Below are 24,506 nucleotides of genomic sequence, written 5' to 3' on the forward strand. Positions count from 1 at the left end.
AGCCTCTATTGCAGATCGGGGGGAGTGACGCGCGCAATCCATTGGCGATAGTCACCATCATAGCCCACCGCCCGTTGCCGCTGCCGGAAGCGCTCACGCAGGCGCGCCACGGTAGCGGCAGGCAAGGCTGGCTTAGCGGCGACCATCTCGGCTACCGCTTGAGCCTGGACTTCAGCCTGGCGCCGCTCCGCCTCGCCGGGCTTGAACTTGTCCCCCGCAAGACCCAGGTATTGTTCGGCCAGGCGCTGGCCGATTTCGCTGCCGCTTTCCAGAGAATCTTTGATATTGCCCTTGCCGGAAAGTACGTTGCCGGCAGCGAACACCAGGGTCGGCTCCGCCATCAGCAGCCCGCGCGCGCGATCAACATAGCTGTAGACCTCGCCCTCGCAGGGCAAACCCGCCAGCTCGGCCGGGATACTGCCGATCGAGCTGACCACCATCGTGGCGGGAATTTCCTGGGCGCTGCCGGGTACCAGCCGAACCCGTCCGTCGCTGTGTTCGGTCCGGCTGATAACCAGGCCGGCCAAGCGCCCGTCGTTCTCGATGATGGCGGTGGGCACGCTGGACTCTTGAAACTCGAAAAGATACTTCCGCTGGGCCTTTTCCAAAATTTTGGCCCGCGCCTGGCGCAGCATTTCGGCCCGCTTGGGGTTAGCTTCAGAGGGGATGTCCGAAAGCGGCATATCCAGCACCCGCCGGCGATAATAGAGCCGGCACGGCGCGATTTTGAGATCGTCCCAGGTCAGGCCGTGATGCTTGAGCACCGGTTCCAGCCCCTCGCGCTCCAGCTCTTCCATTTGCGCTTCAAGGCCGCGTTGGGCCAAGGCGGTCAGTACGACATGTATTTGAAGCACCTTGACCACGTCGATCGAGGCTAAGCCGCCGCCGACCACCAGCACGCCGCCCGGCACATCGTAGCGTGGTCCGTCATACCCCGCTTCGGGGTAATGATTGAACCAATAGATGAGACTGTTTTGATAAACCAGGCCGCGGCCCACGAAGCGATCCGCGCCCTCTACGGGGAAGGGGCGATCGCGCCAGGCGCCATGGGCCAGGACCAGTGCGCTTAGTTCCCAGTTGTGGACCAAGTCCTCGAAATGGACATCGCGGCCCAGGCTAGTCCGTGGCACGAACTCGATATTAGGATGGCTCAGACGACTATCGATGGCGCGATATTCTTCCAGCCGCTGCTTGCGATGCCAGCGTGGCAAGCCGTCCTCGATTTTTCCGTAAGGTCGTGGGTTCTGCTCGATCACGAACACCACTGCCCCGCGCTCGGCCAGGATACGAGCGACTTCGGAGCCGGCCGTGGCTCCGCCCACTACCGCCACTACATGCTGTTTGAGGGAATCGTCTGCCATTATTCCAACACTCTCTCAGCCAGCGCCGACGCGCCGCGGCGCGCGGTTCAGAATAGGCTACGCCGGGCCTGCGCTCAATTGACCGCGGGCTTTCTTGCACTGCGGGGCTGCGCATGGTTTCGTAAAGGAAGTTTAGCTTTTCACGGTGCCCATGAAACGTCCGCGTACGTTTTTATTTTTAGTCCTTGTTGTCGCTACAGGCTACAGCCTGGTGCCCGCTCCCAGGCCTGCTTGGAGCGAGATCACGGTGGGCGAAGTGCACGAAGTCAATTTTCCTGCCGACCAAGCTTTCCAGTTGACCGAAGACGTGTTGCGTGGCGACGGTATTCTATTCGATCCTCAGCAGGCCGAGGACACCCTGATTACGCTGTGGAAGCCAGCCGATAATCCGGCCACTTTCTTCGGCTCGATGGCGGGGGAGAAACCGCGTTACCGCTACGAGGTAACGGTCACCCCATTAGGGCCCAAAAAGAGCCGAATCATCGTAAATGTGCGTACAGAGTATGTGCCCGAAAGCCAGGTCCAGAGCTACCAGGCCAGCCGTCGATTTGATCTCTTTAACAAAATCGATAGGCTCGCGGCGACCCTGCCGCCACCCTCCACCGAGCCTTCGGAGGGAGGCGTCAACTTCGCTCTTTTACCGCACGAGGATCTCAAAAAACTGGCTCAACGGGTAACCGGCAACGCGGCAAATTGGCAGGCGATTGCGAGCGCCAACGGGCTCAAGTCGGCCAACGATGCTGCCCCGTTTCAGACCATCTGGGTGCCCAACCGGCTGCTCAAGAATCAGCCGAGAACAGTCGGCGCTCCCCCCAGCGGTCAAAGCCAAGACAATTAAAAGAGTGCCAAACTGGAGGGCTCGATGTCGAGTGGCGGCGCGGAGCGGTGATCGCAGGAGGCGGGGGTAAGCCCTTGCCGCGCCAAGCTCAGTCGGCGCCGCCGGGTAGGAATTCCGGGCCCAGGCCGACCGGACTGACCGCGGCGATCACGGCCAGAAATTGCTCGAAAGTCATATGCAAATTAATGAAGCCGCCCTGGCAAAACAGCCACCCGTAATAATCCAAAATCTCGTCGGGAATCACTACCGGCAGACGCGGTAGGGTGCTGACCACCGGAAAACGGCGCGGCCCCTCACCCAGGGCAGGGGAGGGTGGTGCGGGCGGTTTGACCGCTGCCCCCTCCCATAGCGGGATCACTCGGCCCTTTTGCTTGATGGCCATAAACTTCGCCTACTCTCGTTCGATGGCTATTTTCGCTTCAAGTATTGGCGGCCGGCAGTCGATAAGCAAGCTCGCGGTGGCAGGATAGGGCGGGCTAATGTCGGCTTTTAACAGATTGTGCGCGGTCCAATACGTGGCGCAAGAACGGAGATAATCAGCGCATGCATGCAATTGTTCTGGGACTTATCCAAGGCTTGACCGAATTTCTGCCGGTTTCCAGCTCTGCTCATCTTATCGTGATTCCCTGGCTGCTGCATTGGGATGATCCTGGCTTGGCCTTCGACGTGGCCCTTCATCTTGGCACCTTGTTGGCTCTGCTAGTTTACTATTGGCGCGACTGGTGGATGATCGCCGCCTCGTTGGCCAGCGGCGATCCCAAGGGGCGCCGCCTGCTGGGCTTGCTGGTCGCAGCCTCGGTGCCCGCCGCCATTATCGGCTTTGCGTTCGAGAAACAGGCCGAAACCTCCCTGCGCTCGCCCCTGCTGATTGCCGGCGCGATGGCTGCGCTAGGGGTGGTTCTGTGGATTGTCGACGTGCGCGCCTCCCAGGTGCGTGATCTGCGCAAGCTGACCGTGGGCGACGCAATTGCGATTGGCGCGGCGCAGGCGGTCGCGATCGTGCCCGGGGTATCCCGCTCGGGAGCCACCATCACGATGGCGCGAATCTTGGGAATCGAGCGCGCCGATGCCGCTAATTTCTCCTTTTTGATGTCCGCCCCGGTTATTGCCGGTGCTGGGATGCTCAAGTTGCACGATCTCATCCATGCCGGCTCGATTCACGATTTGGTGGGGGGCTTTGCCGCCGCGGCCGTTTTCGGCCTGCTTGCGATTGTCGTGCTGATTAATTACGTTCGCAACCGTAGCTACGGAGCATTTGCCCTTTATCGGCTTTTGGCCGCGGCTTTTATCGTGGCGGCTTTCCTGACTCGCGGGTAAATGCGCTCGCGGCGAGACTTTCTTTCCGGGACGGGTCTGGCCTTGGTCTCCACCGTGAGCGCCGCTTGCCTGCCGGTCCTGACCCGCTACAGCGCCCAGCGGATAGAGCCGCTGCTCTTTTGCGCCTGCACCAACGCGGTAGCTGCGCTCAGCATGCTGCCGTTGGTCTGCCGCCAGGGGTCACTGGCGCTCCTGACCGCCCGTCCTTATCGCTTCAGGCTGGTCATTTTCTCGCTGCTGGGCGCCGTGGGCACCAGTTTGGCACTGATTTTCGGTCTGCGCCGGGTAAGCGCTATCAGCGGCGTGCTGCTCCTGCAGGTTGAGCCGATCTACTCGCTGGTATTGGCGGGTGTGCTGCTCGGAGAGGTGCCGACGCCCATTCAGGCGGTGGCGACCCTGATAATCCTGGGCGCGATCGCCGTCGTCTTCGGCGCTGGGGCGCTGACGTTCAATCGCGGCGCGCTGGCGTTGCTGGGGGTGCCGCTGATGTGGCAATGCTCCCACGTGGTTGCCCTCAAATTGATGCCGCCATTGACACCCGCCCAGATGACTGCGGCTCGTTATGGCTATGGCGCGCTGGTGTTTGGATTTCTGCTGGCAGTGGCCGGGGCGCCGGATTGGCGCCAACTTGGACAGCCTGATTTAATCTTGCCGGTGGTTGCCACCGCCGTCATTCCCTACGCGCTGGGGGCGCTCGCCTGGTATGGCGCGATCAGCCGCCTGTCGCTTTCCTGGACCACCGCGCTCTGTGTGCCCGGGGTGCCTATCTTATCGGTCAGTTTCGCGATTCTGTTTTTGGGCGAGCGTGCCAAGGAACAGGAGTTAGTAGGCTTGGTGTTGGCGGTGGCCGGAGTAGTGGCGCTTATTCTGGGTGGCAACCCTGACCGCGCCACGGCCCAAAACCTGGAGCTGCCGGTTCCGCCCGGCTTGTAAGCGCCCGGACCGGCTTATTGACGCAGGTGGAGTGGTCGTCCTAGGTTTGCGCTAGTTTTGCCGCTGCGTATGAGCGAAAGGAGACTCTTATGGCTCGGCTGGTCAAGCATGAAAAGCAGTCCCCGTTTATCGTTCCGGAGGGAACCCAACTGCCGGTGGCGATCTGCGCCTGCGGGCTGTCCAAGAACAAGCCGTTTTGCGACGGCACCCATCGCGGCACTCGTGACGAAAACCCCGGCGAGGTTTATGTTTACGACGAGAGCGGGCGGGTCAAGATTCCCAATTCCTACTAAGTGACAATTGAGCGCGCCCGGGGTCGATCTCGGACTTTGGGCGCGCTCGCAGCCGGGCCAGCCACAATCCTACTTCCCAGTTGGGGAAGCATCGACCGGCTCCTAGACTAGCCGCAGACCGGGAACTTGAACGGATAATTGTGCAGCGGTTCGCCGCCGTCGGGGCGCACCAGCACGGCCGCACCCAATTGTAAGCCGGCACGCTGATCGCGAGTAATGGGATTGGGCTGAATCACGTGCACCATGTTTTCCTTAAGCGTCCACGGCTCGCGCGGATGGACTGCCGAGGCGCTGCCCAGTTCGGGGAATTTGCCGCGCTCGCCATGGAACAGGCTGTCATAGGTGGTAAAGCCCCGCCGTTCGATAATTGCCGAGGCCTCCACGATTTCCTCGCTGGTAGTGCCAGGGCGGCAGATTCGCCGAATGTTTTCGTAACACTCCCAGGCGACATCAAATAGCTCGCGATAGACCGGTGCAGGCGGCGCACCGATCGCGAAGGGGCGATGGATCTGAGTGCCGTAGCTCCAGTAGCTCACGGTCAGCTCGGTGATCAGCACGTCACCGCTGGCCACCGTTCGCGCACTAGGCCGTTGCCAAGGCACAAAGCGATCGGGCTGCGTCATGCTGGTAGTTGCCAGAAAATGGATACCGGGGTCGCTCTCCTGCCCGTTGAACGCGCCAACGATCAGCGCACGGATTTCGTGCTCAGTCAGTCCAGGGTGCAGTCCGTGCTCCAACGCTTCGCAGGCCAGGTCGGTCAGATAGCCGCTGCGGCGCAGAAAGGTTATTTCCTCTTCGCTTCTGACCCAGCGGATCGCGTTCATCTGGCGGCCGAATTCGAGGTGGGCCAGTTTGGGCAACCGCCGGCTTAATTCAATCACTTGGTTGTATGGGATGGTGTTGAGGCTAACCATCCCGATCCGCGCCTGCGCCAGGCCGCGCTCCTCCAGTAGAGCGGCAAGGGTGGGAATCGGGGTCGGACCATACCAGCGGACGTCTTCTATGTTTGCCTGGGCACGGGTGCAAGGGATGTGGTTGAAAAAATGAACTAGCACGGTGGGCTCGCCCGTGCGTGGAAAAAGCAACCAGCAGGGAGAGGCGGGCAAGTAATTCACCAGGTATGGGATCTCGGCTCCGCCCGGGGTTCCATATATCAGCAACGCTTCGATGCCCTCGCGCGCCATTGCGTCGCGCACCGCGCGATGGCGGCGCTCGAACTCGGCTGGCGAGAAGCGCGGAAAGAGCAGGGGCGCGCTCGATTCCATGGGGTTCACTAGAGGGGTTCGGCGTCAATCAGGATAAAAGCCATCCGGCAAACCCGATCGCTGCGATTGGCCCACGAATGGTAGGTGCCGCGCTGGATCAGCACATCGCCGGGACGCATCAGGACCTCGCCCTCGTCCATCATTGCCCAGATTTCCCCCTCCAGGCAGATGGCGTAGTCAACGGTATCGGTTTGATGAAAACGATAATGCTTGCGCAGGCGATCTTCGGTCACATGGACGCCGGCTTTGCGCATGTCCACCTTGCTGGTGTCGATCGCGCTGTCGGGCGGGAATTCGCTGATCCGGAACACAGTGCCGCCACGATGTTGCGGCGGGGTGGGGACGCGCAGGCCCGCCGGGGCGGCATCATCGTTGCCGCGGTTGGAAGCAGGCGCGCGATCGGTAAGCCACAGCAAGGTAGAGGCGGTTTGCGGCGAAGCCTCTGAGACGATCACGTCGGGGGCGGGCCCGTCTGAGAGAATTATCGAGCGGCCAGCCGCATTATGGCCGGTTACGATCCGGCGTATCGGCGTTGCCATCGTGAGCATCCTCCTCAATGAAGTTTCAAGGGCATGGCCAACCAGACCATCGTGACCCCGCCCTTTACATAGCGCGCTTCCAAGTTCGGCGCCATTTCAACCCTCCAGCTTTTGCTGGAGAAAACGGCATGACGGTCACCACACCAGTGAGTGCAAGGTGCCATCTCGGCGTCAACGAAACGCAAGGCCGGTTATGCCGGCCGAGATGTTGGACCTTCCACAGTGACAGCGGGCCTAAGCTCACTGGGGGGCCAACATCTGTGGCTTAGGAGACGCTACGTTCAGCGCCGTTCAAATTGCTTGGCGCCAAACATGATGCTCCAGGTCTCGGGATTGTCGATTTGCGGGCGCGGCTGATTCGCCATCACCGCCAAGCCACGGATCACGGCCGGACGCTGGTCAATGGCTTGGAACCAGCGCTTGAGATTGGGAAAGTCTTCCAGCTTCTGTCCCTGGCTCTCGTAACCGCGCAGCCAGGGAAAAGTGGCGATATCCGCGATCGAGTAATCGCCGGCCAGGTAAGGTACTTCGCCTAGCCGCTTGTCAAGAACCCCGTAGATCCGGCGTGCTTCATTGGTGTAGCGCTCGATAGCGTAAGGAATCTTTTCGGGAGCATAGCGGCGAAAATGGTGGTTCTGACCCAGCATCGGTCCTACTCCGCCCATCTGAAACATCAGCCACTGGATGACCTGGTAGCGCCCGACGGGATCGGCAGGCATCAGTTGGCCGCTCTTTTCGGCCAGGTAAATCAGGATGGCGCCCGATTCAAATAGCGCCAGCGGCTTGCCCTGAGGCCCCTCGCGATCAATGATCGCCGGCATCTTGTTGTTGGGGCTGATGCGCAGGAAGGCCGGCTCGAATTGCTCTCCCTTGCTGATATTGACCGGGTGGATCTCATAAGGGAGCCCGGTTTCTTCCAAAAAGATCGTGATCTTATGACCGTTGGGAGTAGGCCAATAGTAAAGGTCGATCATCGCTCACTCCTTGCAGCCGCGCGCTGCGGTGCTCCGTCAACTCCGCTTCGAGCCTATTCTAATCAGGCCGTGGTGAAAATCGATCTCGCTTGCTCCAAATGCGGATTGCGATAATCCATCGTGCATTGAGCAAAACCGGAGGGGTTGAATCCTATCTCGATCTGATCCTGCCGGCATTGGCCGAGCAAGGCCATCAGCTGGCATTTCTGGCCGAGGACGAGGGCGGCGACGAGGCGGGAGAAATCCACTTGCCGGCGCATGCCGCGCGCTGGTTGGTCAAGCAGCTTGGGCATCGGGCCGCGCTCAATCTTTTGCGCGCCTGGCGGCCGGATTTGCTTTTCGTCAATTGGTCTTTGGAACCGGGGCTGGAGGCCTCCCTGTTGCGCCTAGCGCCGGCGGTCTTCTTCGCGCACGCCTACTGGGGCGCTTGCATCAGTGGCTACAAGCGCTGGGCCCGCGCGGGTTTCGCCCCATGTCAGCGTCGCCTAGGTTGGTCCTGCCTGGCCCATTATTACCCTTTTCGATGCGGCGGCTTGAATCCGCTGCGGATGACGCGCGACTTCGCCATGCAGCGCGGGCGCGCACAGCGGCTTGCCAGCTATCGCATCGTGCTCGTCGCTTCGCACTACATGCGCGAGGAATATATTCGCCAAGGGCTCGACCCCGCACAGGTGCGAGGTATCTATCTGCCGGTTCGCGACGGCGGGGAGCTGGCTGCGCTGGACAAGGACTGCGCGCAGGGCGAGCTGCGCTTGCTGTTCGCCGGGCGGATGACGGCGCTCAAAGGTGGCACGATGCTACTATCGGCCTTGCCGCAAGTGGTCCAGCGGCTGGGCCGCTCGTTGCTTCTGACTATGGTGGGGGAGGGCCCCGAGCGCGCGCGCTGGCAGGCACAGGCCAAACGGGTGGAAGCGGCGCAGCCGCGGGTGCGAATCCATTTTGCGGGCTGGGCCGGCACCAGTGAGCTGGCCCAGTGGTTTGAGCACAGCCACTTGCTGTGCGTGCCCAGTCTGTGGCCGGAGCCCTTCGGCTTGATCGGCCCCGAAGCGGGCTTGCATGGGCTGCCCGCGGCGGCGTTTGCGGTGGGTGGAATTCCCGAATGGCTGCGCGATGGAGTCAACGGCGCGCTGGCGCCCGCGCCTGGGCTTAACGCCGACAACCTGGCCGAGGCGATCGCGCGCTGCCTGCGTGACCCCGAGCACTACGTCCGATTGCGGGCTGGGGCCCGCGCGCAGGCACAGCGCTTCACTCTAGGGCGTCACCTCACTGAGCTCGTGGAGCTGTTCGGCGAAATAGCCCTCAACCATTAACTGCTCTTAGTCAGGGAAATCCACCACGGCGCCATCCAGCATCAGCGAATCGCGCACCATCTGCGTCCGGCCGTTCTCCTTGCGGATGTGCCATTGGTCGTTGGTCTCGATCAAACGTGCCGGTCGCAGCATAAAACGGTCGATAGCATAGGGAATGCCTTGGGCACCTAGTCCGCTGGGGCCATCGACCAGGTGGAAATGCAAATGCGGCTCCGACGAATTACCTGAATTCCCTACGCGTCCCAAAACCTCCCCGGCATGCACCTGTTGGCCGCGATGCACTTTCAGGCTGCCGGGGATGAGATGGGCGTAAAAGGCATAGCGGCCATGCCCCAGGTCAATCAGAACGATGTTGCCGCCCAGATTATTCAAGGTAGGAGTAACCGCCAGGGAGCCGGGAATGTTGTCAGGAATACCATCGGTGGTCGCGATTACCTTGCCGGCCGCGACCGCCAGAATCGGCGCGCCATAGCAGTGGTAGCTGGCGTTTCGCTTGGGGTCGCCACTGTAGCTACGCCCTTCGTCGTCAACCTGAATGTAATCGATCGCGAAGCGCTCGGGGAAATAGAGCTTGCCGTTGAAGGCGAACATCGCTCGGCGATGGCTGGAGGTGTTGGAGGGGCCGTTTGCTGCCACCCAGCGCACTCCGCGCAGCGGCGGGGCGATTGTCGACGGGGTTGTTCGGTCAATAGGCTGTGCCGTACTTACCACGGTCATGGGTGGAGCTGGCGCGGAACCGACGAAGCGATACGTGAAGCGGTCGATCAAATCCCCAGGTAGCGCACCTGTCGAGGAAAAACGTAGCCAGACCAGAACGATGCGAGTCGCCAATGGCGCGATAATCAGTTCTTGCCCTTGCGGCGCATCGCGTTGCGGCAGGTCGATCATCGTTTTGACAGCGGTGGCATCGAAATCAAAACGCGTCTTGCCACTCTCGACCCTCATCGAGACCAACTCGATCGGCAGCGACTGATAATTGGTCAGCTGCAACTCGTAAGCCAAGTAGGTGGCGCCTTCAGCCACCAATGGGCGTGGCGGCGCAATCGTCTGGAGGGTCACCATGCCGCCGGGACCGCCGGGTGCAGTCACCGGTCGATCGGAAAATTCCTGGCCGCAGGCAGTCTGAGCCGCCGCGACGATCGTTGCCGCCGCCAACAGCGCAAGGCTGAAATACATCCCCCATGAGCGGCGGGTTGGCCAACAAGGCGGGCTCTCGCTAGGGGACTGCGGCTGCATCGATCTGACAATCGCTCAGGGAATCAGTACGGTCGAGCCGACTGTAGCACGATCGGCCAGGGCGCGATGAGCTTGCGCGGCCTGGGCCAGCGGAAAGCGCTGATTTATCTCTACCTTGACGATACCGCGAGCGATCACGTCGAAGAGCGCGCTAGCATTAGCCTCCAGCTTTTGGCGGGTGTTGACATGCGGCACCAGGCTGGGGCGGGTCAGAAAGATCCAGCCCTTGTCGGCCAGGAGGTTGACGCTGATAGGGTCGGCTTTACCCGAGGATTGGCCGAAGCTGACCATCATGCCCAACTGACGTAGGCAGTCCATCGATTTCAAAAACGTCGCCTGACCCACCGAGTCGTACACTACCGGCAGCATCGCGCCCTTGGTAATCTCCTTGACCCGGGCGACAAAGTCTTCGCGCTCGTAGTTGATGACGTGATCGCAACCGTGAGCACGCGCCACAGCCGCTTTCTCCTCGCTGCCCACGGTGCCGATTACGGTGGCGCCCAGATGTTTGGCCCATTGGCTGAGCAACAGGCCCACTCCACCGGCCGCGGCGTGCAGCAAAATCGTGTCGCCAGGTTTGACTGCGTAGGTGAGATGGATCAGGAAGTGCGCGGTCAGCCCCTTAAGCATGCACGCGGCGGCGGTGTCGAAGTCGATGCTATCAGGCAGTTTGACCAACAGCGCGGCGGGCAACACGCGAGCCTCGGCGTAGGAGCCGATCGGTCCCAGGCAGTAGGCGACGCGGTCGCCGGCTTTAACTTCGCTTACGCCAGGTCCCACCGCCTCGACCACTCCGGCCCCTTCATTGCCGGGCGTATAGGGAGGTTTCACAGGATAAACCCCGGTACGGAAGTAAATATCGATAAAGTTCAACCCCACGGCGCGCTGGCGCACCAGCGCTTGACCGGGGCCGGGCTGGGGCACCTCCTGCTCGGTCAGTTCGAGAACCTCTGGACCGCCGGTGCGCTTGACCACAATTGCCTTGCACTTCATGAGGAGACTCCTTCCTGGCGCAGAGCTTAACCCAGGGACGCGGTTGGTAACAATCCGCGTGTGCAAAACGATACTCCCGAAAAATAATGCTTTTTCGATTACCTGCGAAGGGTAGATTCGCGCTAAACTTTGCGCATGGCTACCAACGTCTGGATTGGTATTGCAGGAGCCAGCTCAACGGGGAGAGCGTCGTGATGTTAACGCTGACGATCAATGGCAAACGGCATCGGCTCGACGTCGATCCGGCCACGCCTCTGCTCTGGGTGATCCGGGATCATCTGGGGATGACCGGGACTAAGTTCGGCTGCGGCGCGGCGCTGTGCGGATGCTGCACGGTGCATGTTGAAGGCAGTCCGATTCGCTCCTGCGTGACCCCGGTCATGCTGGTTGCTGGCAAGCCCATTACGACGATCGAAGGTTTGGACAGCGCAGCCGGGCACGCGGTGCAGCAGGCTTGGATCGCCGAAGAGGTGCCGCAATGTGGCTACTGCCAGTCCGGTCAGATCATGTCGGCAACGGCGCTGCTGGCGCAAACGCCCCATCCCAGCGACGAGCAAATCGACGCCGCGATGGCAGGTAACCTGTGCCGCTGCGGTACCTATCAACGCATCCGCGCCGCGATCCATCGCGCGGCGGCAACGCTGGGGAGGGCCTAAGCCATGGCGGTTGCCAACAACTTATCGCGCCGGGAGTTTTTTCGCGCCGGGGCCGCCGCGAGCGGCGGCCTGCTGGTGGCCTTTTACCTGCCCCTTGCCACGGAGGCGGGCGAGGGGACGGCCTCCTTCGCGCCCAACGCTTTCATCCGTTTGCGCCGCGACGGCTCGATTACGCTGATCGTCGGACGCTCGGAAATGGGCCAAGGTGTACTGACCTCTTTGCCGATGTTGCTGGCCGACGAGATGGACGCAGATTGGAAGCGCGTGCGGGTGGAACAGGCTCCGGCGCTGCCGGCATACGCTAATCCGCTGATGCACATCAACCTGACCGGCGGCAGCAACAGCGTGCGCGGCTCGTGGATCGAGCTGCGCCAGGCAGGAGCAGTGGCGCGAACCATGCTGATCGCGGCGGCGGCTGAGCGTTGGAAGGTAAATACCAGTGATTGCCGCGCTCACAACGGCTACATTTTGGGGCCGCGCGAGCAACGCCTGAGCTACGGCGCGCTAGCGGCGCGAGCGGCAGCTCAGCCGGTGCCGACCAACGTGACGCTTAAACGCCCCGAGGCGTTCACCCTGATCGGGCGGCCAATTCCGCGCGTCGATACCCCGCTGAAGGTCAATGGCCGGGCGGTCTTTGGAATCGACGTGAAACTGCCAGGCATGTTGCAGGCGGTGGTGGCGCGCAGCCCGGTATTCGGCGGCAAGGTAAAGAGCTTTGATCCCGCGCCCGCCAAGGCGGTAGCCGGCGTACGCGAGGTGATCCAAATCAGCACCGGCGTGGCTGTGGTCGCCGAGCATTTTTGGGCCGCCAAGCAGGGGCGCGACGCGCTCCGGGTGGAATGGGAGCAGGGTCCGCTGGGCGATTTGGACAGCGGCGAGATCACGCGGATGTTGAGCGCGGCCGCCGACAAGCCCGCAGTGGTGGCACAAAAGATCGGTGATGCGCAGCGCGCGCAGGCGAGCGCGGCCAAGACGGTCGAAGCGGTCTATCAGTTGCCCTACCTGGCCCATGCCACGATGGAGCCGATGAATTGCACCGCCGACGTGCGGCCCGATCGCTGCGACGTATACGCCCCCACCCAAGGACAAACTCCAGCCTTGCACGAGGCGATGCGAATCACCGGGCTGCCCGCGGACAAGGTCAATGTCACCACGACTTTCCTAGGCGGCGGGTTCGGCCGCCGCGGCATGGTCGATTACGTGGTCGAGGCGGTGGAAGTGTCCAAGGCGCTGGGACGGCCGGCCAAGGTTATTTGGACCCGCGAAGACGACATGCGGCACGATGGCTACCGGCCGGTCAATTACAGCCGGCTGCAGGGTGGTCTTGATCGTAACGGCAACATCGTTGCCTGGCAGCATCGAATTGCGGCCCCCTCGTTAATGCTCGATTTGCAGGGACATCGGCCGCCGCGCGATCTCGACAAGTATGCGGTGGAGGGGGCGGTCGATCTGCCCTATGCGATTCCCAACCAGCAGATTGAATATGCGCTGGTGGCACCGGGTATTCCTGTTCATTTTTGGCGCTCGGTGGGTCATTCCTATACCGCCTTTGTGGTCGAAAGCTTCGTCGATGAGTTGGCGGCGGCGGCCGGCAAGGATCCCTACGAATTCCGGCTCAAGATGGTCGAACAGGCGCGCCGCTATCGCAATGTGTTGATGCTGGTGGCGGACAAGGCGGGTTGGGGCAAGCCGTTGCCGGCGGGGGTCGCGCGCGGGATCGCGCTGCATAACGCCTTTGGCAGCTACGTGGCCGAGGTCGCCGAGGTGTCGATCGAAGGCAAGGGCGAGGTCCGGGTCCGGCGGGTGGTGGCGGCGGTGGACTGCGGGACGATCGTCAACCCCAACACGATCGAGGCGCAGGTGCAAAGCGCGATCGTGTATGGTCTGAGCGCGGCCTTGATGGGGGAAATCACGATCCGGCACGGCGGCGTGGTGCAGCACAACTTCGACGACTATCCGGTGCTGCGCTTGCCGCAGATGCCCAAGGTCGAGGTCTATCCGGTCGCGGGCGGTCCGCCGATGGGCGGAATCGGCGAGGTCGCGGTACCGCCGATCGCTCCTGCCGTGGCCAACGCGATTTTTGCCTTGAGCGGCAAGCGAGTGCGTAACCTGCCGATTCGGGCGAAGGATTTGGCATGATGGGGGGCGAGGAGCCTGCGCCGCACCCACCCTGGCGCTCGATGCGAGCCTCCTAACCCATTGGGCGAACTTGAGGTATCGTTTCTTTCCCCCTCTCTGAGATCAGAGAGGGCGGAGCAGACTGCGACGACTTACCCCTAGCCTGCCGGGAGAGCCGAGAAAGCGCGGAGAGGACAGAAATGGAGGTTGGGGTTTTCGATCACTTGGACCGCGGCACGGTCTCCTTGCAGGAGTTTTACCGGGCGCGCCTGGAACTGGTTCAATTGTACGAACAGGCAGGCTTCTATTCCTACCATGTGGCAGAGCATCACGGCAGCCCAATCGGGATGGCGCCTTCGCCCAATGTTTTCTTCGCCGCGATGGCGCAGCGCACCCGCCGGCTTCGCTTCGGACCGCTGGTTTACGTCCTCCCGCTGTATCACCCCCTGCGCCTGATCGAGGAGATTGCGATGCTCGACCATCTGAGCGCTGGGCGGATGGAATTAGGATTTGGGCGTGGGGCCTCGCCGATCGAAAGCCGAAGCTATGGCGCCGATCCGGCGCTGCGCGGTGAGGTGTACGAGGAGGCTTTGGAATTGGTGCTCGGCGGCCTTACCAGCGAGCGGCTCACGTTTCACGGCAAGTATTACCACTTCGACGATGTGCCGCTGGTGATGAAGCCGCTGCAGCGGCCCATTCCGCCGCTGTGGTATGGCAGCCATTCACCCGAGAGCGCGGCCTTCGCCGCGCGCAAGGGGATGCAGATCGTGAGCCTGGACGGACCTGGGAAAACCCGCACCTATACCGATCGCTACCGCGAGGTGTGGCGGGCCAGCTATGGCGATGCGCAGCCACTGCCACGCCTGGGGCTGGGTCGTTTTATCGTGGTGGGGTCAAGCGATGAGGCGGCGATGACGCTGGCGCGGAGAGCCTATCGCCGTTGGTACCACAGCTTCTATTATCTGATGCGCGAATTTCCCGATCCCACTTGGCAACACGTACATATTCGTCCGCCGGAGTTCGACCAATTGCGCGAGACCGGCCAGGGGGTGGCGGGTTCACCGGCTACAGTAAGCCAATTTTTGATCGAGCATCTGGCGCAAGCCGGATGCAACTATCTGCTGGGGCAGTTCGCTTTCGGCGACCTCACGCTGAGCGAGGCACGGAAGTCGCTGGAACTGTTCGTCATCCGCGTGATGCCCGAGCTGCAGGCGGCGCAAGCGGCCGGACTGTTGCAACCGTCGGCGCAAGCTTGCTAGTCCAGCGGCCGGCTACCGTCGCGGGCATCGACCTCGAAAACTGATAGCGTCATTCCAACCATGGTATAGAAGCCCACGGTGGCGATCAGTTCGATCAGCCGAGGTTCTCCCAGCGCGGCCAGGGCGCGGTCGTAGCTCGGGCTGCTGAGGCGGCGCATGTTCAGCAGTTCTGTGACCACTTCATAAACGATTTGCTCGTCCTCCTGGCGCAGAGTCGGCAGGCGATGGGTGCGGATAGCTTCCACCACTTCGGGTTCAAGGCCGGCCTCCAGAGCGTATTCCTGATGAACGCTCCAGGCGTAATTGGCCGACCATCTCCGTGCGACGATCAGCACGATTAGCTCGACCAGGCGCCGTTCGAGCTGACCGTTGCCGCGCAGCAGATTGCCAAGTTGGCTAGCCGCCCCGGCCAGTTGGGGAATTCGCAACCAGATACCAAACGGGCCGCTAACTCGCCCGCGTCGGGTAGCGCCGATGGCCTCGTAAATGCGCGTTTGCTCTGGGCTCAGGGCGTGCGGCTGGAGTTCGGGTAGCCGACTCATCGGTAGATTACCTCCCTAGCTGACCTACTAGACGCTTCAGCTTATTGCCAAGCGGCGAGGTAAGTGCAAGTGGGCCCTGCATCGCGGCGCTTATTGGACCGCGGCTCCAGCCGCTGGTTGCTAAGCAAGGGAACGAACATAGGTGCCAGCTCGAAAGGAACACTGCCCTTTACCGTCCGATCCGTTCAGAGCGGCTTAACCTGGATCAGTTTCTTGTGTTCTGAACCTGCCAGCCGCAAACCGTTGGTTTGGTTCAGCATCTTCACGCCGCAGCACGGCGCGACAAATCGGCCTTCACCCTATTTCCTGGTCAATCCCAACCGCTTTACGATTGCATAATTCAGCAATTCGGCTGTCCCGCGCTTGTTGGAGAAGCGCACTACTGCCCGGCTGGAAGTTTGGAAGGATGAAGCCAAAGCGCGAAGTGTTTCCCAAAGTGGAACTCGACCTTTTTCTCCACCTTCAAGGCTTTTGCAACATTTTAGCAAATTGCTATTTCACTGAGAAAATGGAAATTCAGGCTTAACTTGGCGGTAGGTGGGAGCTAAGCTTGCGGCCAACGGGAGGAATCGTGCCGATGGCCACAAGCGCCGTTGATTCTGAAATCTTTCGTGACATTTTCAGTACCCCGGCCATGCGCCATGTATTTTCGGACCGAAACCGGATTCAGAAATATCTGGATATCGAGGTGGCGCTGGCCAAGGTGCAGGCCAAGCTGGGAATTATCCCATCGCGGGCGGCGCAGGAAATCGCGCGCCAGGGGCGGGCGGAGCTTTACGATTTTGCGCTGCTCAAGCGTGACACCGAACGCATCGGCTATCCCGTCCTACCGGTGGTCAAGCAACTGGTGGCGCGCTGCGCCGAGGGGCTGGGCGAATATTCCCATTGGGGCGCAACCACCCAGGACATCACCGATACCGCCACGGTGCTGCAAGTGCGTGAGGCACTGGGGCTGATCGAGGAGGAGCTGGCGGCGATCGCGCGAGCGCTGGCGGGGCTGGCGCGGCGCTATCGGGACACGCCTATGGCGGGGCGCAGCAATTTGCAGCAAGCGGTGCCGATCACCTTTGGTTTCAAGGCGGCGACCCTGCTGGCCGCCATCATGCGCCATCGCCAGCAACTCGCCGAGCTGCGGCCGCGCGCATTAGTGGGTGAATTCGGCGGCGCCGCCGGGACCCTGGCTTCGCTGGGCCACGACGGTTTGCGGGTGCAAGCGGCGCTGATGGAGGAGTTGGGATTGGGGCAGCCGGAGATTGCTTGGCACACCACCCGCGACCGGTTGGCGGAAGTCGCCTGCGCTCTGGGGCTGTTGACCGGAACCTTGGGCAAACTGGCCACCGACATCAAGCTCTTGATGCAGACCGAAGTGGGCGAAGTGTTTGAACCCTTCACCCAGGGGCGCGGATCGAGCAGCACGATGCCGCAGAAGCGCAACCCGATTTCCTGCAACTATATTGTCGCGTGCACCGCGATGGTGCGTCAGCAAGTCGCCGCGATGCTCGAAGCGATGGTGGAAGACCACGAGCGAGCGACCGGGCCGTGGGAAATCGAATGGATCGCGCTACCCGAGATTTTCGCCTTGAGCGCCGGTGCGCTGACCCATGCCCGCACCATCGTCGAAGGGCTGCAGGTCGATGTGGCGCGGATGCGGGCCAACCTAGAGCTGACCAATGGGCTGATCGTTTCGGAGGCCGTGATGATGGGCCTGGCGCCCCATCTGGGACGCGAGCGCGCCCACGACTTGGTGTATGATCTTTGCCGCCTGGCGCTGGAACAGAACCGTCCGCTGCGGGAGCTGCTTGGCGAGAATTCCGAAATCAGCAGCCGGCTTAGCCCCGAGGCGCTAGCCGCGCTGACGGAACCGATGAATTACCTAGGCCAAGCCGGCGAGATGGTCGATCGCGTGCTGGCGGCCTACGAGGCGCGCGGTTAACGCCCAGTGGGGCAAGGAGCGCAGCAATGAAAACCGTGCCTTCCATGTACAAGCAAGTCGGCGACAAGCGCTATCGCGAGACCTACGGTTTGTATTACGAAGATTTCGAGGTCGGCGATGTGTTCGAACATCGCCCCGGCCGTACCATCACCGAAACCGACAATATCTGGGGTTGTCTTCTTACGATGAACTCCCAGCAACTGCACTTCGATGCTGCATACGCGGCGAAAACCGAATGGAAGAAGCTGTTGGTGGACAGCACGGTGACGCTTTCGGTGCTAACCGGGATGAGCGTGCACAGCGTCAGCGCTAAGGTGGTGGCCAACCTGGGCTGGGACAAGGTGCGGAACACGGCGCCGGTATTCGCCGGCGACACGCTGTACGCGGAGTCCACGGTGGTGGCCAAACGCGAATCGAAAAGCCGGCCCACGCAGGGGATCGTCACCGTACATACCCGCGGCCTCAACCAGGACGGCACGCAAGTGATGGAATTCGAGCGCACGGTGTTGGTCTACAAACGTGGCCATTCACCCGAGGAAGCGGCCAACTACTGAGCCCCCCGCAACTTAACGGGCAAACCACCTCAGGCGTGGCCAGCGCTCAACGTTGGCCACCATACACGAAGATTTAAAGGGGACCCTGGAGTCGAGCCATCCAAGACAAAACAATGCGCCGGCGTCATAAGGGCCTATGAAAAGCGGCACATGATGCCGGCATTAGGGCTAGAACTGCGCGTACCAGGGTCTGATGTCAGGATTATTGGCTAAGAAATTGATATTGAACATGCGCAATAAAGTGCCTTGAGCGTGTTGTACCTGGAGCTTGGAGATCTCGAAATTGACCTGAGCTTGCACTTCGGCGCCTTCGGCCGCGACCAGGCTTTCAATGTATTGCAGCAGGTCGTGGGTGGTGGCCATCCCGACCCGGAAGGTTTCGCGCTCGTCGTGAAGGGCGGCGGCCGCGGTCGCGGTGGCGACGTGGGCGGCTTGCGCCGCCTTGTAATTGGCGGTTTGTCCCGCCAGCGACTGCTGCACGTCGACGACTATTTGCGAAACTTCGTTGCGGTAGTTCATCCGCCCTTGCTCGTAGGTGGTCTTGGCCTGAGCCAGCGCGGCCTTGGCAGCGTCGTTGCTCAGCGGGCGCTCGAAGGCGAAGGTCACCGCATAATTATACCAGGTAAAGCGGAACAGACGGTTAAGCGCGGTGTCGTAGCCACCTTTATAAGGCAGGGCGACACCTTTGCTGCCGCCAGCCTGGATGCAAGGAACTCCACCCACCACATTCAAACCGGCGACACCGAGGGGCCGCAGATCACGTCGCCGCCGCTGGCTGTAATCCCAAACTCGGCGCCGACGTTGAACTGAGGAAGAGTTTGATTCTCGGCGTACTTGACCTGAAGCAGCAGGCTTTCGATCTCCTGGCGTAGGGCAGCCAGCTCGGGCCGCCACATCATCGCCAGCTCCAGGGAGCGTTCCTCGTTAGTAGGAATCTCATCGGGATGGGGCCGGTCGGCAACCTCCAACTGCGCGGGCATGAAGGACTGCGTGGGATTGTACATTACGTCCTGACGCAAGACGGCGCGCGCGGTTTCCAGCGCGCCTTGAGCGGTGTAAACGGTGGCCTGATCGGTGGCGGCTTGAGACTGGGCTTCCTTGAGTTGCAGCGGCGCCATTACCCCAACGTTGACGCTGATCGCGTTTTGGCGCACCAGATCCTCGTCCACCGCTAGCGCCTGCTTGGCGACTTCCAAATTCATCTCGGCGCGCGCCAGATTCCAATAGTCTGTGCCCACCCGCAGCACGAAGTCATTGAGCTGTTGCTCGTAGGTGTATTGCGCTTGGCGCTGATTGGTTTGAGCTATGCGCACGTTGATAGTAGCGAACTGGTTGCCGAAGTTGCGCAGGAGCGGTTGATTGACCGACATTTCCAACAGTGGGGTGTAATAATTGTTGATCGAGGTTAGCAGCGAATTGGTGTTGTTGTAGTTGTTGTCAAATGTGATCCCCATGGTTCCGTTGGTCAGCGCCGAGACCTTGCTGATGCCGAAGTCCCAGTCGTAGTTCTTGGTCTCCAAGCTGGGCAGACCGCCGGCAGTGAAGGGGTTGGTTACTGGAACGACGTTTTTATTGGTATCGGCCTGACTGGTCAGATTGGGGTCGAACACGGCCCAGCTCTGACGAACCGCCTGCAGCGACAGCACTGGGTCCATGCTGGCCGAGATGACGCTGGGGTTGTTGCGCAGGGCCAGATAAATCGCTTCCTTGAGCGTGAGCTTGCGGGTATTGGGATCAGTGGTCTGAAGGTAGCGATGGCTGAAGACGCTCTCACCCGGCAGCGCGCCGCTGAGGGTCCATTGATGGCTCATGATGTTTTGAGGCCAGGGCGTGTGTTGTAGCTCGCTTTGTAGATCGGGCGTCACCATCACGTTGGGGGGATTCTGCGGCTCCATCGGCGGTGCCTGGATTTGCACCGACTGACTGACTGGGCCGGGTTCCAGCGGATTGGTGGTGTAATTGAGGTGGCCGGGAGTGCCGGGCAGGTATTGCGCCGCAGCGGGATAAGCTAAGGTGAACGCGGCAAGTATCGAGCCCCCAGCCAGCAGCCCTAGGCGCGCAGCCAAGCCGCGACGGTGGTTGCCACCGCTGAAAAGCTGCGGCCGGCGCTGGGCGATCGCTTTGTTCATCTTACAGCTTTGGTGATTCATGAGCCGGCCTGAACCTCTTTAGACAATTCGTTATGCAAAACCGCCGCCGACGGTATCGAGGAGATCCACCTTACTGACTTGGAGGCAGTCCGACCGCTGCCACGTCCCCAATTCGTTCCTCGCCGTCTGAGCCACAGTCCGATGAGGCGAGGCATCTCGTCGCCTTCGGTGCACGCCCCAGGTGGCAACCCTCGTCTTCTTACACGGCGAAGCCTTTTTTAAACCGCTTGCCGCTCTCACGCAAGCGCGGGCATTGAAATTGGTTCAAGCCCTTGGCGTCCAGACTAAAAAATTAGGCTAAAGGATTGCCGGAGGCTAAGGCAGAAGTGAAGACCAGATCGCTGGGCAGCGGCGCCACGATGTACCGCCGGCTCCCTCCTGACGCGTTCGGTCCTTCGCTGATAGCCGCGGGAAAGGCTAGTTGGTGCAAATGGAGAAAAAAGCGGCCGGCGGCTAGCGTCGGCACGGCGCGCGCGCCGTATTGGACATCGCCGGCGATCGGCCAACCGGCCGCGGCTAGGTGGACCCGAATCTGGTGACGATTGCCAGTGGTGGGGCGAGCCTCGACCAGCGTGTAGTCGCCCAGTTGACGAAGCGCAACGATCCGAGTAACGGCCGGGCGTCCGCCCGCACCGCGCGAAGCCTTAAGCGCCACCATACGAGCGCGACTATGGCGATGGTGGCCGACGGCGGCGTCTAATTCGATCGAGCCATCCAAGCTGCCCTCGACCAATGCCAGGTACCGGCGATCAATCTCGCCTCGATGCAGCGCGTTGCGCGCCAGCTCCAGGCTGGCGCGGCTGCGTGCCACCATCAGCGCGCCCGAGGTGCCGTTGTCCAGCCGATGGACCAGTAGCCCCTCCAGTGGTTTGAGCGCCCCCAGTGCGGTTTCCGGGAAACGCGCCACCACGCCATTCATCACGGTTTGGCACTCGCGGCTATCCAGCGGATGGCACGGCATCAAAGCGGGTTTGTTAATCACCAACAGGGCCGCACCTTGATAGAGAACTTCCAGCGACAGGGCAGGGTTGGGAGTGATAGTGGGGGGAGCAGACGGCGCCGCTTCAACGCGATCACCGGGCTGTACGGGGGCGGCTTTGCGCAAACAGCGGCCGTTGACCTGCACCAGCCCGCGCGCGATAAGGTCGCGGGCTTGGCGGCGCGATGACGCAATACCATAGCGGACCAGATATAGGTCCAGACGCAGTGGCAAATGGTCGTCCAACAGCGGTGCTCGCGGCTCCCCGGTCGATCAATTGTCCGGTCGACCGGGACCGATCAAGCGTTCGATTTGGCGCAGCACGCCGGCAAAGGGGTTGGTTCCCGCGGGATGGGCAAAAAAGCATTTTTGCATGTAATCCAGCGCGCCGGCGTAGCGCTCGAAGCCGCGGCTGAGTTCCTCGAAAAGCGTAAAGCCGGGACGCAAATCGGCGGCGTCCAGTTCATAGACGGCGTGATAGGAGCGGCTGCCCTGGGCCAAATAGGAATCCAAGCGGCCCTGACGCTGCACGAAGGCACGGAACACTCCGGCCATGAACAGGCTATAGTCGCCGATGTATTTGCGCAGCTCCCGTTCCTGGTGCGCGTCGCGCTCGCCACTCTCCACGGTCTGCAGCCACATCTCGACCGCGCTATCCAGCTGCCTGCCTTGCGCATCGCGTAGACGCAGCCAGTTGTCGCGCCGGCTGAAATCGGCCAGCACCGTGGAGACGTAATTGGCGACCTCGCGGTCGCCGACCTGAAGCTGAGAGAAACTGCGTCCCACCAGTTCCAGGAAGAAGGGCTTTAAACGGCTGGATGGTATCGAGGCCATGGTTGACCACCTAAATCCTCAGTTTAACTGGCCGCGCCCTTTAAGTGAATTCAGCTCGCAGGGAGAATCGAGCGTGGGGCACTCAAGTGCTGGCTGGCAAAAGGGCAAGCGAGTTTAAAGGCCCGCGACCTGGCGTACGGTGGCGCGTGACGGTGAACGGGCGTTGAGCGGCAAACCGAAAAGCCGGCGCAGCTCACGGCCGGTATGAGAATCTTCGCAAGCGGCGACTTCAAGCGGCGTGCCCTCGGCGACGAGCCGGCCACCGTCGGCACCACCCTCGGGGCCGAGGTCGATCACGTGATCGGCGTGCGCAATCAGTTCCAGGTTATGCTCGATAACCAGCAGGCTGTAGCCCTCGTCCACCAGGCGGATCAGGACGCGCAGGAGGGTGCGCACGTCGCTACTGCTCAGACCCGTGGTCGGCTCGTCCAAAATAAATAGAGACTTACGCTCCTGGCGGGGATTAATGCCCTGGTTCAGGAAAGAGGCGAGGCGCAAGCGTTGCGCCTCGCCGCCCGACAGGGTGGAGGTGGCCTGGCCGAGCTGCAAATAGCCCAGTCCCACTGCACTCACGGTATCCAGCGGGCTTACGATGGGGGTCCGGCCAGCGAAAAATGCTCGCGCTTCATCCACGGTGAGGGCCAGAATCTGGTTGATGTTGAGCCCATGATAATTTATTCCTAGGACGTGGGATTGAAAGCGACGCCCCTCGCAGGCCTCGCATGTCACCTCCAGGTCGGCCATAAAATGCATCTCTAGGGTAACCGTGCCCATGCCCTGGCATCGCTCGCAGCGTCCGCCGACCACATTGAAAGAAAAGTCGCGGGCTTGGATACCCAGTCGGCGAGCCTCGGTGGTCGCGGCCAGCAGCTTGCGTAAATGGTCGTAAATCCCAAGGTAGGTCGCGGGATTGGAGCGCGACGATCGCAGCAGAGCTTCCTGCCCCAAATGAACGATGCGATCGAGGTGCTGCAGCCCTTGCAGAGCGCGACAAGCGCCGACGTCGCCGGCCACGGGCTGTCCCATGCGCTGCAAATAATTGTTGTACAGGACCTCTTCCACCAGGGTCGATTTGCCCGAGCCCGAAACCCCAGTGATACAGACCAGGCGGCGCAAGGGAATGGTGACGTCGAGATCGCGCAGATTATGCTCGCGGGCGCCCACGATGCGCAGGACGGGATCATCGGCGGCTGGGTGGCGTTCGCGCGCGATCGCCCGCATCAGCGCCGCGCGCGCCAGCTTGGCGCTGGCGGCGCGCCGCGGCGGCACACGATTGGCGACGAGATGACCCCCTTCGCGCCCTCCTGCGGGCCCTAGTTCGACTAGCCGGTCGGCGCCCGCGATAATGATGGGATCGTGCTCGACCACCACCACCGTATTGCCGAGATCGCGCAACTGGCGCAGCACCTGCAGCAGACGGCGTGTATCGCGTGCGTGCAACCCCACCGTGGGTTCGTCAAGCACGTACAAGGTTCCGGTCAACAGGCTGCCCAGGGCACTCGCCAAGTGGATGCGCTGAGCTTCGCCGCCCGAAAGCGTGCGCGCCGCGCGCTCCAGAGTTAGGTAATTCAGCCCGACCGCGACCAGGTAGCCGACGCGGCTGCGCAACTCACGCACGATGCTGGCGGCGCGAGCGCGCTCGCTCTCGGTCAATTGCAAGCCCTCCAGCCAAGCCGCTAACTCACCGATGGGCAGCCGGCTGACCTCAGCGATGTTCTTACCTCCAAGCCGCAGGTTGAAGGCCTCGGGCTTGAGCTTGGCGCCGCCACAGGTGGCGCAGGTTACAAAACGGCGATACTTGGCCAACAAGACACGAACGTGGGTCTTATAGCGGCGCCGCTCGAGCCAGCGGAAGAAACCACGAATCCCCGGCCATCGATCGTGCTCTGAATGCCATTCATGATGATGGTGTTGGTGGTGGTCGTGCGGCCGGCGATGGCGATGGGCGCGTGACGGGCGAGCGCTCTTTTCGGGCCCTTGGTCTGGTGCTCCGCCTTCCCCCTCCAGTAACCAATTGCGCTCCTCGGCGGTAAATTCGCTGTAGGGCGCGTTCAGCCGGATGTGTCGGCGCCGCGCGCATTCCACCATCCAAGCGTGCATCTCGCGATAGGCCGGGGTGCGCCAAGGCGCCACCAGATCCTGGCGTAAGGAGAGATTGTGATTGGGAATCACCTTATCCAGATCCAGCTCCATCGTGCGCCCGAAGCCTTCACAGGCCGGACAAGCGCCGATCGGGCTGTTGGGCGAGAGCATCGCCGGCGAGGGCTCGGGAAAGCGGCGCATGCAGCTTGAGCAATTGAAGCGGGTATCGAAGTCCGTGCGCGCCTCCACCTGCATCCCCTCCGCGCTTCGTTTCATCCGCACTGCGCTGGCTCGATGCTCGCCCAGATAGAGTGCCTTCTCGATTGCCTCGCGCACTCGC

General features: G+C 61.7%; 23 protein-coding genes. 10 read left to right on the forward strand and 13 right to left on the reverse strand.

Annotated elements, in window-relative coordinates:
- Window positions 1-5: 5 nt before the first annotated feature.
- Complete coding sequence (locus VKV28_00915; GenBank protein ID HLH75340.1) at window positions 6-1,361, reverse strand: hypothetical protein; 1,356 nt, start codon at window positions 1,359-1,361, stop codon at window positions 6-8.
- Window positions 1,362-1,572: 211 nt separating this feature from the next.
- Between VKV28_00915 and VKV28_00920 the strand changes: the two genes are divergently transcribed.
- Window positions 1,573-2,199 (forward strand): hypothetical protein, encoded by a 627-nt coding sequence (locus VKV28_00920; protein HLH75341.1) that lies wholly within the window; start codon window positions 1,573-1,575, stop codon window positions 2,197-2,199.
- 88 nt (window positions 2,200-2,287) lie between these two features.
- Here VKV28_00920 and VKV28_00925 read toward each other — a convergent pair whose 3' ends face one another.
- A complete protein-coding gene (locus tag VKV28_00925) occupies window positions 2,288-2,581 on the reverse strand; it encodes a hypothetical protein (protein ID HLH75342.1) in 294 nt (97 codons plus the stop codon).
- Between the two features lie 161 nt (window positions 2,582-2,742).
- On the opposite strand from VKV28_00925, the gene VKV28_00930 reads away from it, so the two are divergent.
- The 3 genes from VKV28_00930 (at window position 2,743) to VKV28_00940 (ending at window position 4,742) form a co-directional block, all read left to right on the forward strand.
- Window positions 2,743-3,516, forward strand: coding sequence for an undecaprenyl-diphosphate phosphatase (locus VKV28_00930; GenBank protein HLH75343.1), 774 nt, complete (start codon window positions 2,743-2,745; stop codon window positions 3,514-3,516).
- Complete coding sequence (locus VKV28_00935; protein HLH75344.1) at window positions 3,517-4,449, forward strand: DMT family transporter; 933 nt, start codon at window positions 3,517-3,519, stop codon at window positions 4,447-4,449.
- Window positions 4,450-4,538: 89 nt separating this feature from the next.
- Entirely contained in the window at window positions 4,539-4,742 is a 204-nt protein-coding gene (locus tag VKV28_00940) for a CDGSH iron-sulfur domain-containing protein (GenBank protein ID HLH75345.1), read from the forward strand.
- A 107-nt stretch (window positions 4,743-4,849) separates the two neighbouring features.
- Here VKV28_00940 and VKV28_00945 read toward each other — a convergent pair whose 3' ends face one another.
- The 3 genes from VKV28_00945 to VKV28_00955 all read right to left on the reverse strand — a co-directional run bounded on the left by VKV28_00945 (window position 4,850) and on the right by VKV28_00955 (window position 7,520).
- On the reverse strand, window positions 4,850-6,007 hold the full coding sequence (locus VKV28_00945) for a M24 family metallopeptidase (protein ID HLH75346.1): 1,158 nt from the start codon (window positions 6,005-6,007) through the stop codon (window positions 4,850-4,852).
- An 8-nt stretch (window positions 6,008-6,015) separates the two neighbouring features.
- Window positions 6,016-6,546 carry a cupin domain-containing protein gene (locus VKV28_00950; GenBank protein HLH75347.1) on the reverse strand — a complete coding sequence of 177 codons (531 nt, stop codon included), beginning with the start codon at window positions 6,544-6,546 and terminating at the stop codon, window positions 6,016-6,018.
- Between the two features lie 281 nt (window positions 6,547-6,827).
- Entirely contained in the window at window positions 6,828-7,520 is a 693-nt protein-coding gene (locus tag VKV28_00955; protein ID HLH75348.1) for a glutathione S-transferase N-terminal domain-containing protein, read from the reverse strand.
- A 98-nt stretch (window positions 7,521-7,618) separates the two neighbouring features.
- Here VKV28_00955 and VKV28_00960 point away from each other — a divergent pair, with 98 nt between their 5' ends.
- Window positions 7,619-8,830 carry a glycosyltransferase family 4 protein gene (locus VKV28_00960; protein HLH75349.1) on the forward strand — a complete coding sequence of 404 codons (1,212 nt, stop codon included), beginning with the start codon at window positions 7,619-7,621 and terminating at the stop codon, window positions 8,828-8,830.
- Between the two features lie 6 nt (window positions 8,831-8,836).
- Here the strand turns inward: VKV28_00960 and VKV28_00965 are convergent, their stop codons facing one another.
- Entirely contained in the window at window positions 8,837-10,006 is a 1,170-nt protein-coding gene (locus VKV28_00965; GenBank protein HLH75350.1) for a M23 family metallopeptidase, read from the reverse strand.
- Window positions 10,007-10,081: 75 nt separating this feature from the next.
- Window positions 10,082-11,059 (reverse strand): quinone oxidoreductase, encoded by a 978-nt coding sequence (locus tag VKV28_00970; protein ID HLH75351.1) that lies wholly within the window; start codon window positions 11,057-11,059, stop codon window positions 10,082-10,084.
- Window positions 11,060-11,253: 194 nt separating this feature from the next.
- On the opposite strand from VKV28_00970, the gene VKV28_00975 reads away from it, so the two are divergent.
- The 3 genes from VKV28_00975 (at window position 11,254) to VKV28_00985 (ending at window position 15,092) form a co-directional block, all read left to right on the forward strand.
- Window positions 11,254-11,715 (forward strand): (2Fe-2S)-binding protein, encoded by a 462-nt coding sequence (locus VKV28_00975; protein HLH75352.1) that lies wholly within the window; start codon window positions 11,254-11,256, stop codon window positions 11,713-11,715.
- Window positions 11,716-11,718: 3 nt separating this feature from the next.
- Window positions 11,719-13,854 carry a xanthine dehydrogenase family protein molybdopterin-binding subunit gene (locus VKV28_00980; protein HLH75353.1) on the forward strand — a complete coding sequence of 712 codons (2,136 nt, stop codon included), beginning with the start codon at window positions 11,719-11,721 and terminating at the stop codon, window positions 13,852-13,854.
- 179 nt (window positions 13,855-14,033) lie between these two features.
- Window positions 14,034-15,092, forward strand: a complete 1,059-nt coding sequence (locus tag VKV28_00985) for an LLM class flavin-dependent oxidoreductase (protein ID HLH75354.1) — start codon at window positions 14,034-14,036, stop codon at window positions 15,090-15,092.
- On the opposite strand, the gene VKV28_00990 is transcribed toward VKV28_00985, so the two are convergent.
- On the reverse strand, window positions 15,089-15,634 hold the full coding sequence (locus VKV28_00990; protein ID HLH75355.1) for a carboxymuconolactone decarboxylase family protein: 546 nt from the start codon (window positions 15,632-15,634) through the stop codon (window positions 15,089-15,091). The genes VKV28_00985 and VKV28_00990 overlap by 4 nt on opposite strands.
- A 577-nt stretch (window positions 15,635-16,211) precedes the next feature.
- Between VKV28_00990 and pcaB the strand changes: the two genes are divergently transcribed.
- Both pcaB and VKV28_01000 read left to right on the forward strand, forming a co-directional pair.
- Window positions 16,212-17,567 carry a 3-carboxy-cis,cis-muconate cycloisomerase gene (pcaB, locus tag VKV28_00995; GenBank protein HLH75356.1) on the forward strand — a complete coding sequence of 452 codons (1,356 nt, stop codon included), beginning with the start codon at window positions 16,212-16,214 and terminating at the stop codon, window positions 17,565-17,567.
- 26 nt (window positions 17,568-17,593) lie between these two features.
- Window positions 17,594-18,121 carry a MaoC/PaaZ C-terminal domain-containing protein gene (locus VKV28_01000; protein HLH75357.1) on the forward strand — a complete coding sequence of 176 codons (528 nt, stop codon included), beginning with the start codon at window positions 17,594-17,596 and terminating at the stop codon, window positions 18,119-18,121.
- A gap of 168 nt (window positions 18,122-18,289) precedes the next feature.
- On the opposite strand, the gene VKV28_01005 is transcribed toward VKV28_01000, so the two are convergent.
- The 5 genes from VKV28_01005 to VKV28_01025 all read right to left on the reverse strand — a co-directional run.
- Window positions 18,290-18,847 carry a TolC family protein gene (locus VKV28_01005; protein HLH75358.1) on the reverse strand — a complete coding sequence of 186 codons (558 nt, stop codon included), beginning with the start codon at window positions 18,845-18,847 and terminating at the stop codon, window positions 18,290-18,292.
- Window positions 18,848-18,849: 2 nt separating this feature from the next.
- On the reverse strand, window positions 18,850-20,250 hold the full coding sequence (locus tag VKV28_01010) for a TolC family protein (protein ID HLH75359.1): 1,401 nt from the start codon (window positions 20,248-20,250) through the stop codon (window positions 18,850-18,852).
- A gap of 313 nt (window positions 20,251-20,563) precedes the next feature.
- Entirely contained in the window at window positions 20,564-21,496 is a 933-nt protein-coding gene (locus VKV28_01015; protein ID HLH75360.1) for an RluA family pseudouridine synthase, read from the reverse strand.
- A 27-nt stretch (window positions 21,497-21,523) separates the two neighbouring features.
- Window positions 21,524-22,084: a hypothetical protein gene (locus VKV28_01020; protein HLH75361.1), complete on the reverse strand. Its 561-nt coding sequence runs from the start codon at window positions 22,082-22,084 to the stop codon at window positions 21,524-21,526.
- 114 nt (window positions 22,085-22,198) lie between these two features.
- Window positions 22,199-24,506 (reverse strand): excinuclease ABC subunit UvrA (locus VKV28_01025; GenBank protein ID HLH75362.1); only part of this gene is annotated, 2,308 nt, incomplete at its 5' end.

The sequence above is a fragment of the Candidatus Binataceae bacterium genome (assembly GCA_035294265.1).
Lineage (GTDB): Bacteria > Desulfobacterota > Binatia > Binatales > Binataceae > DATGLK01.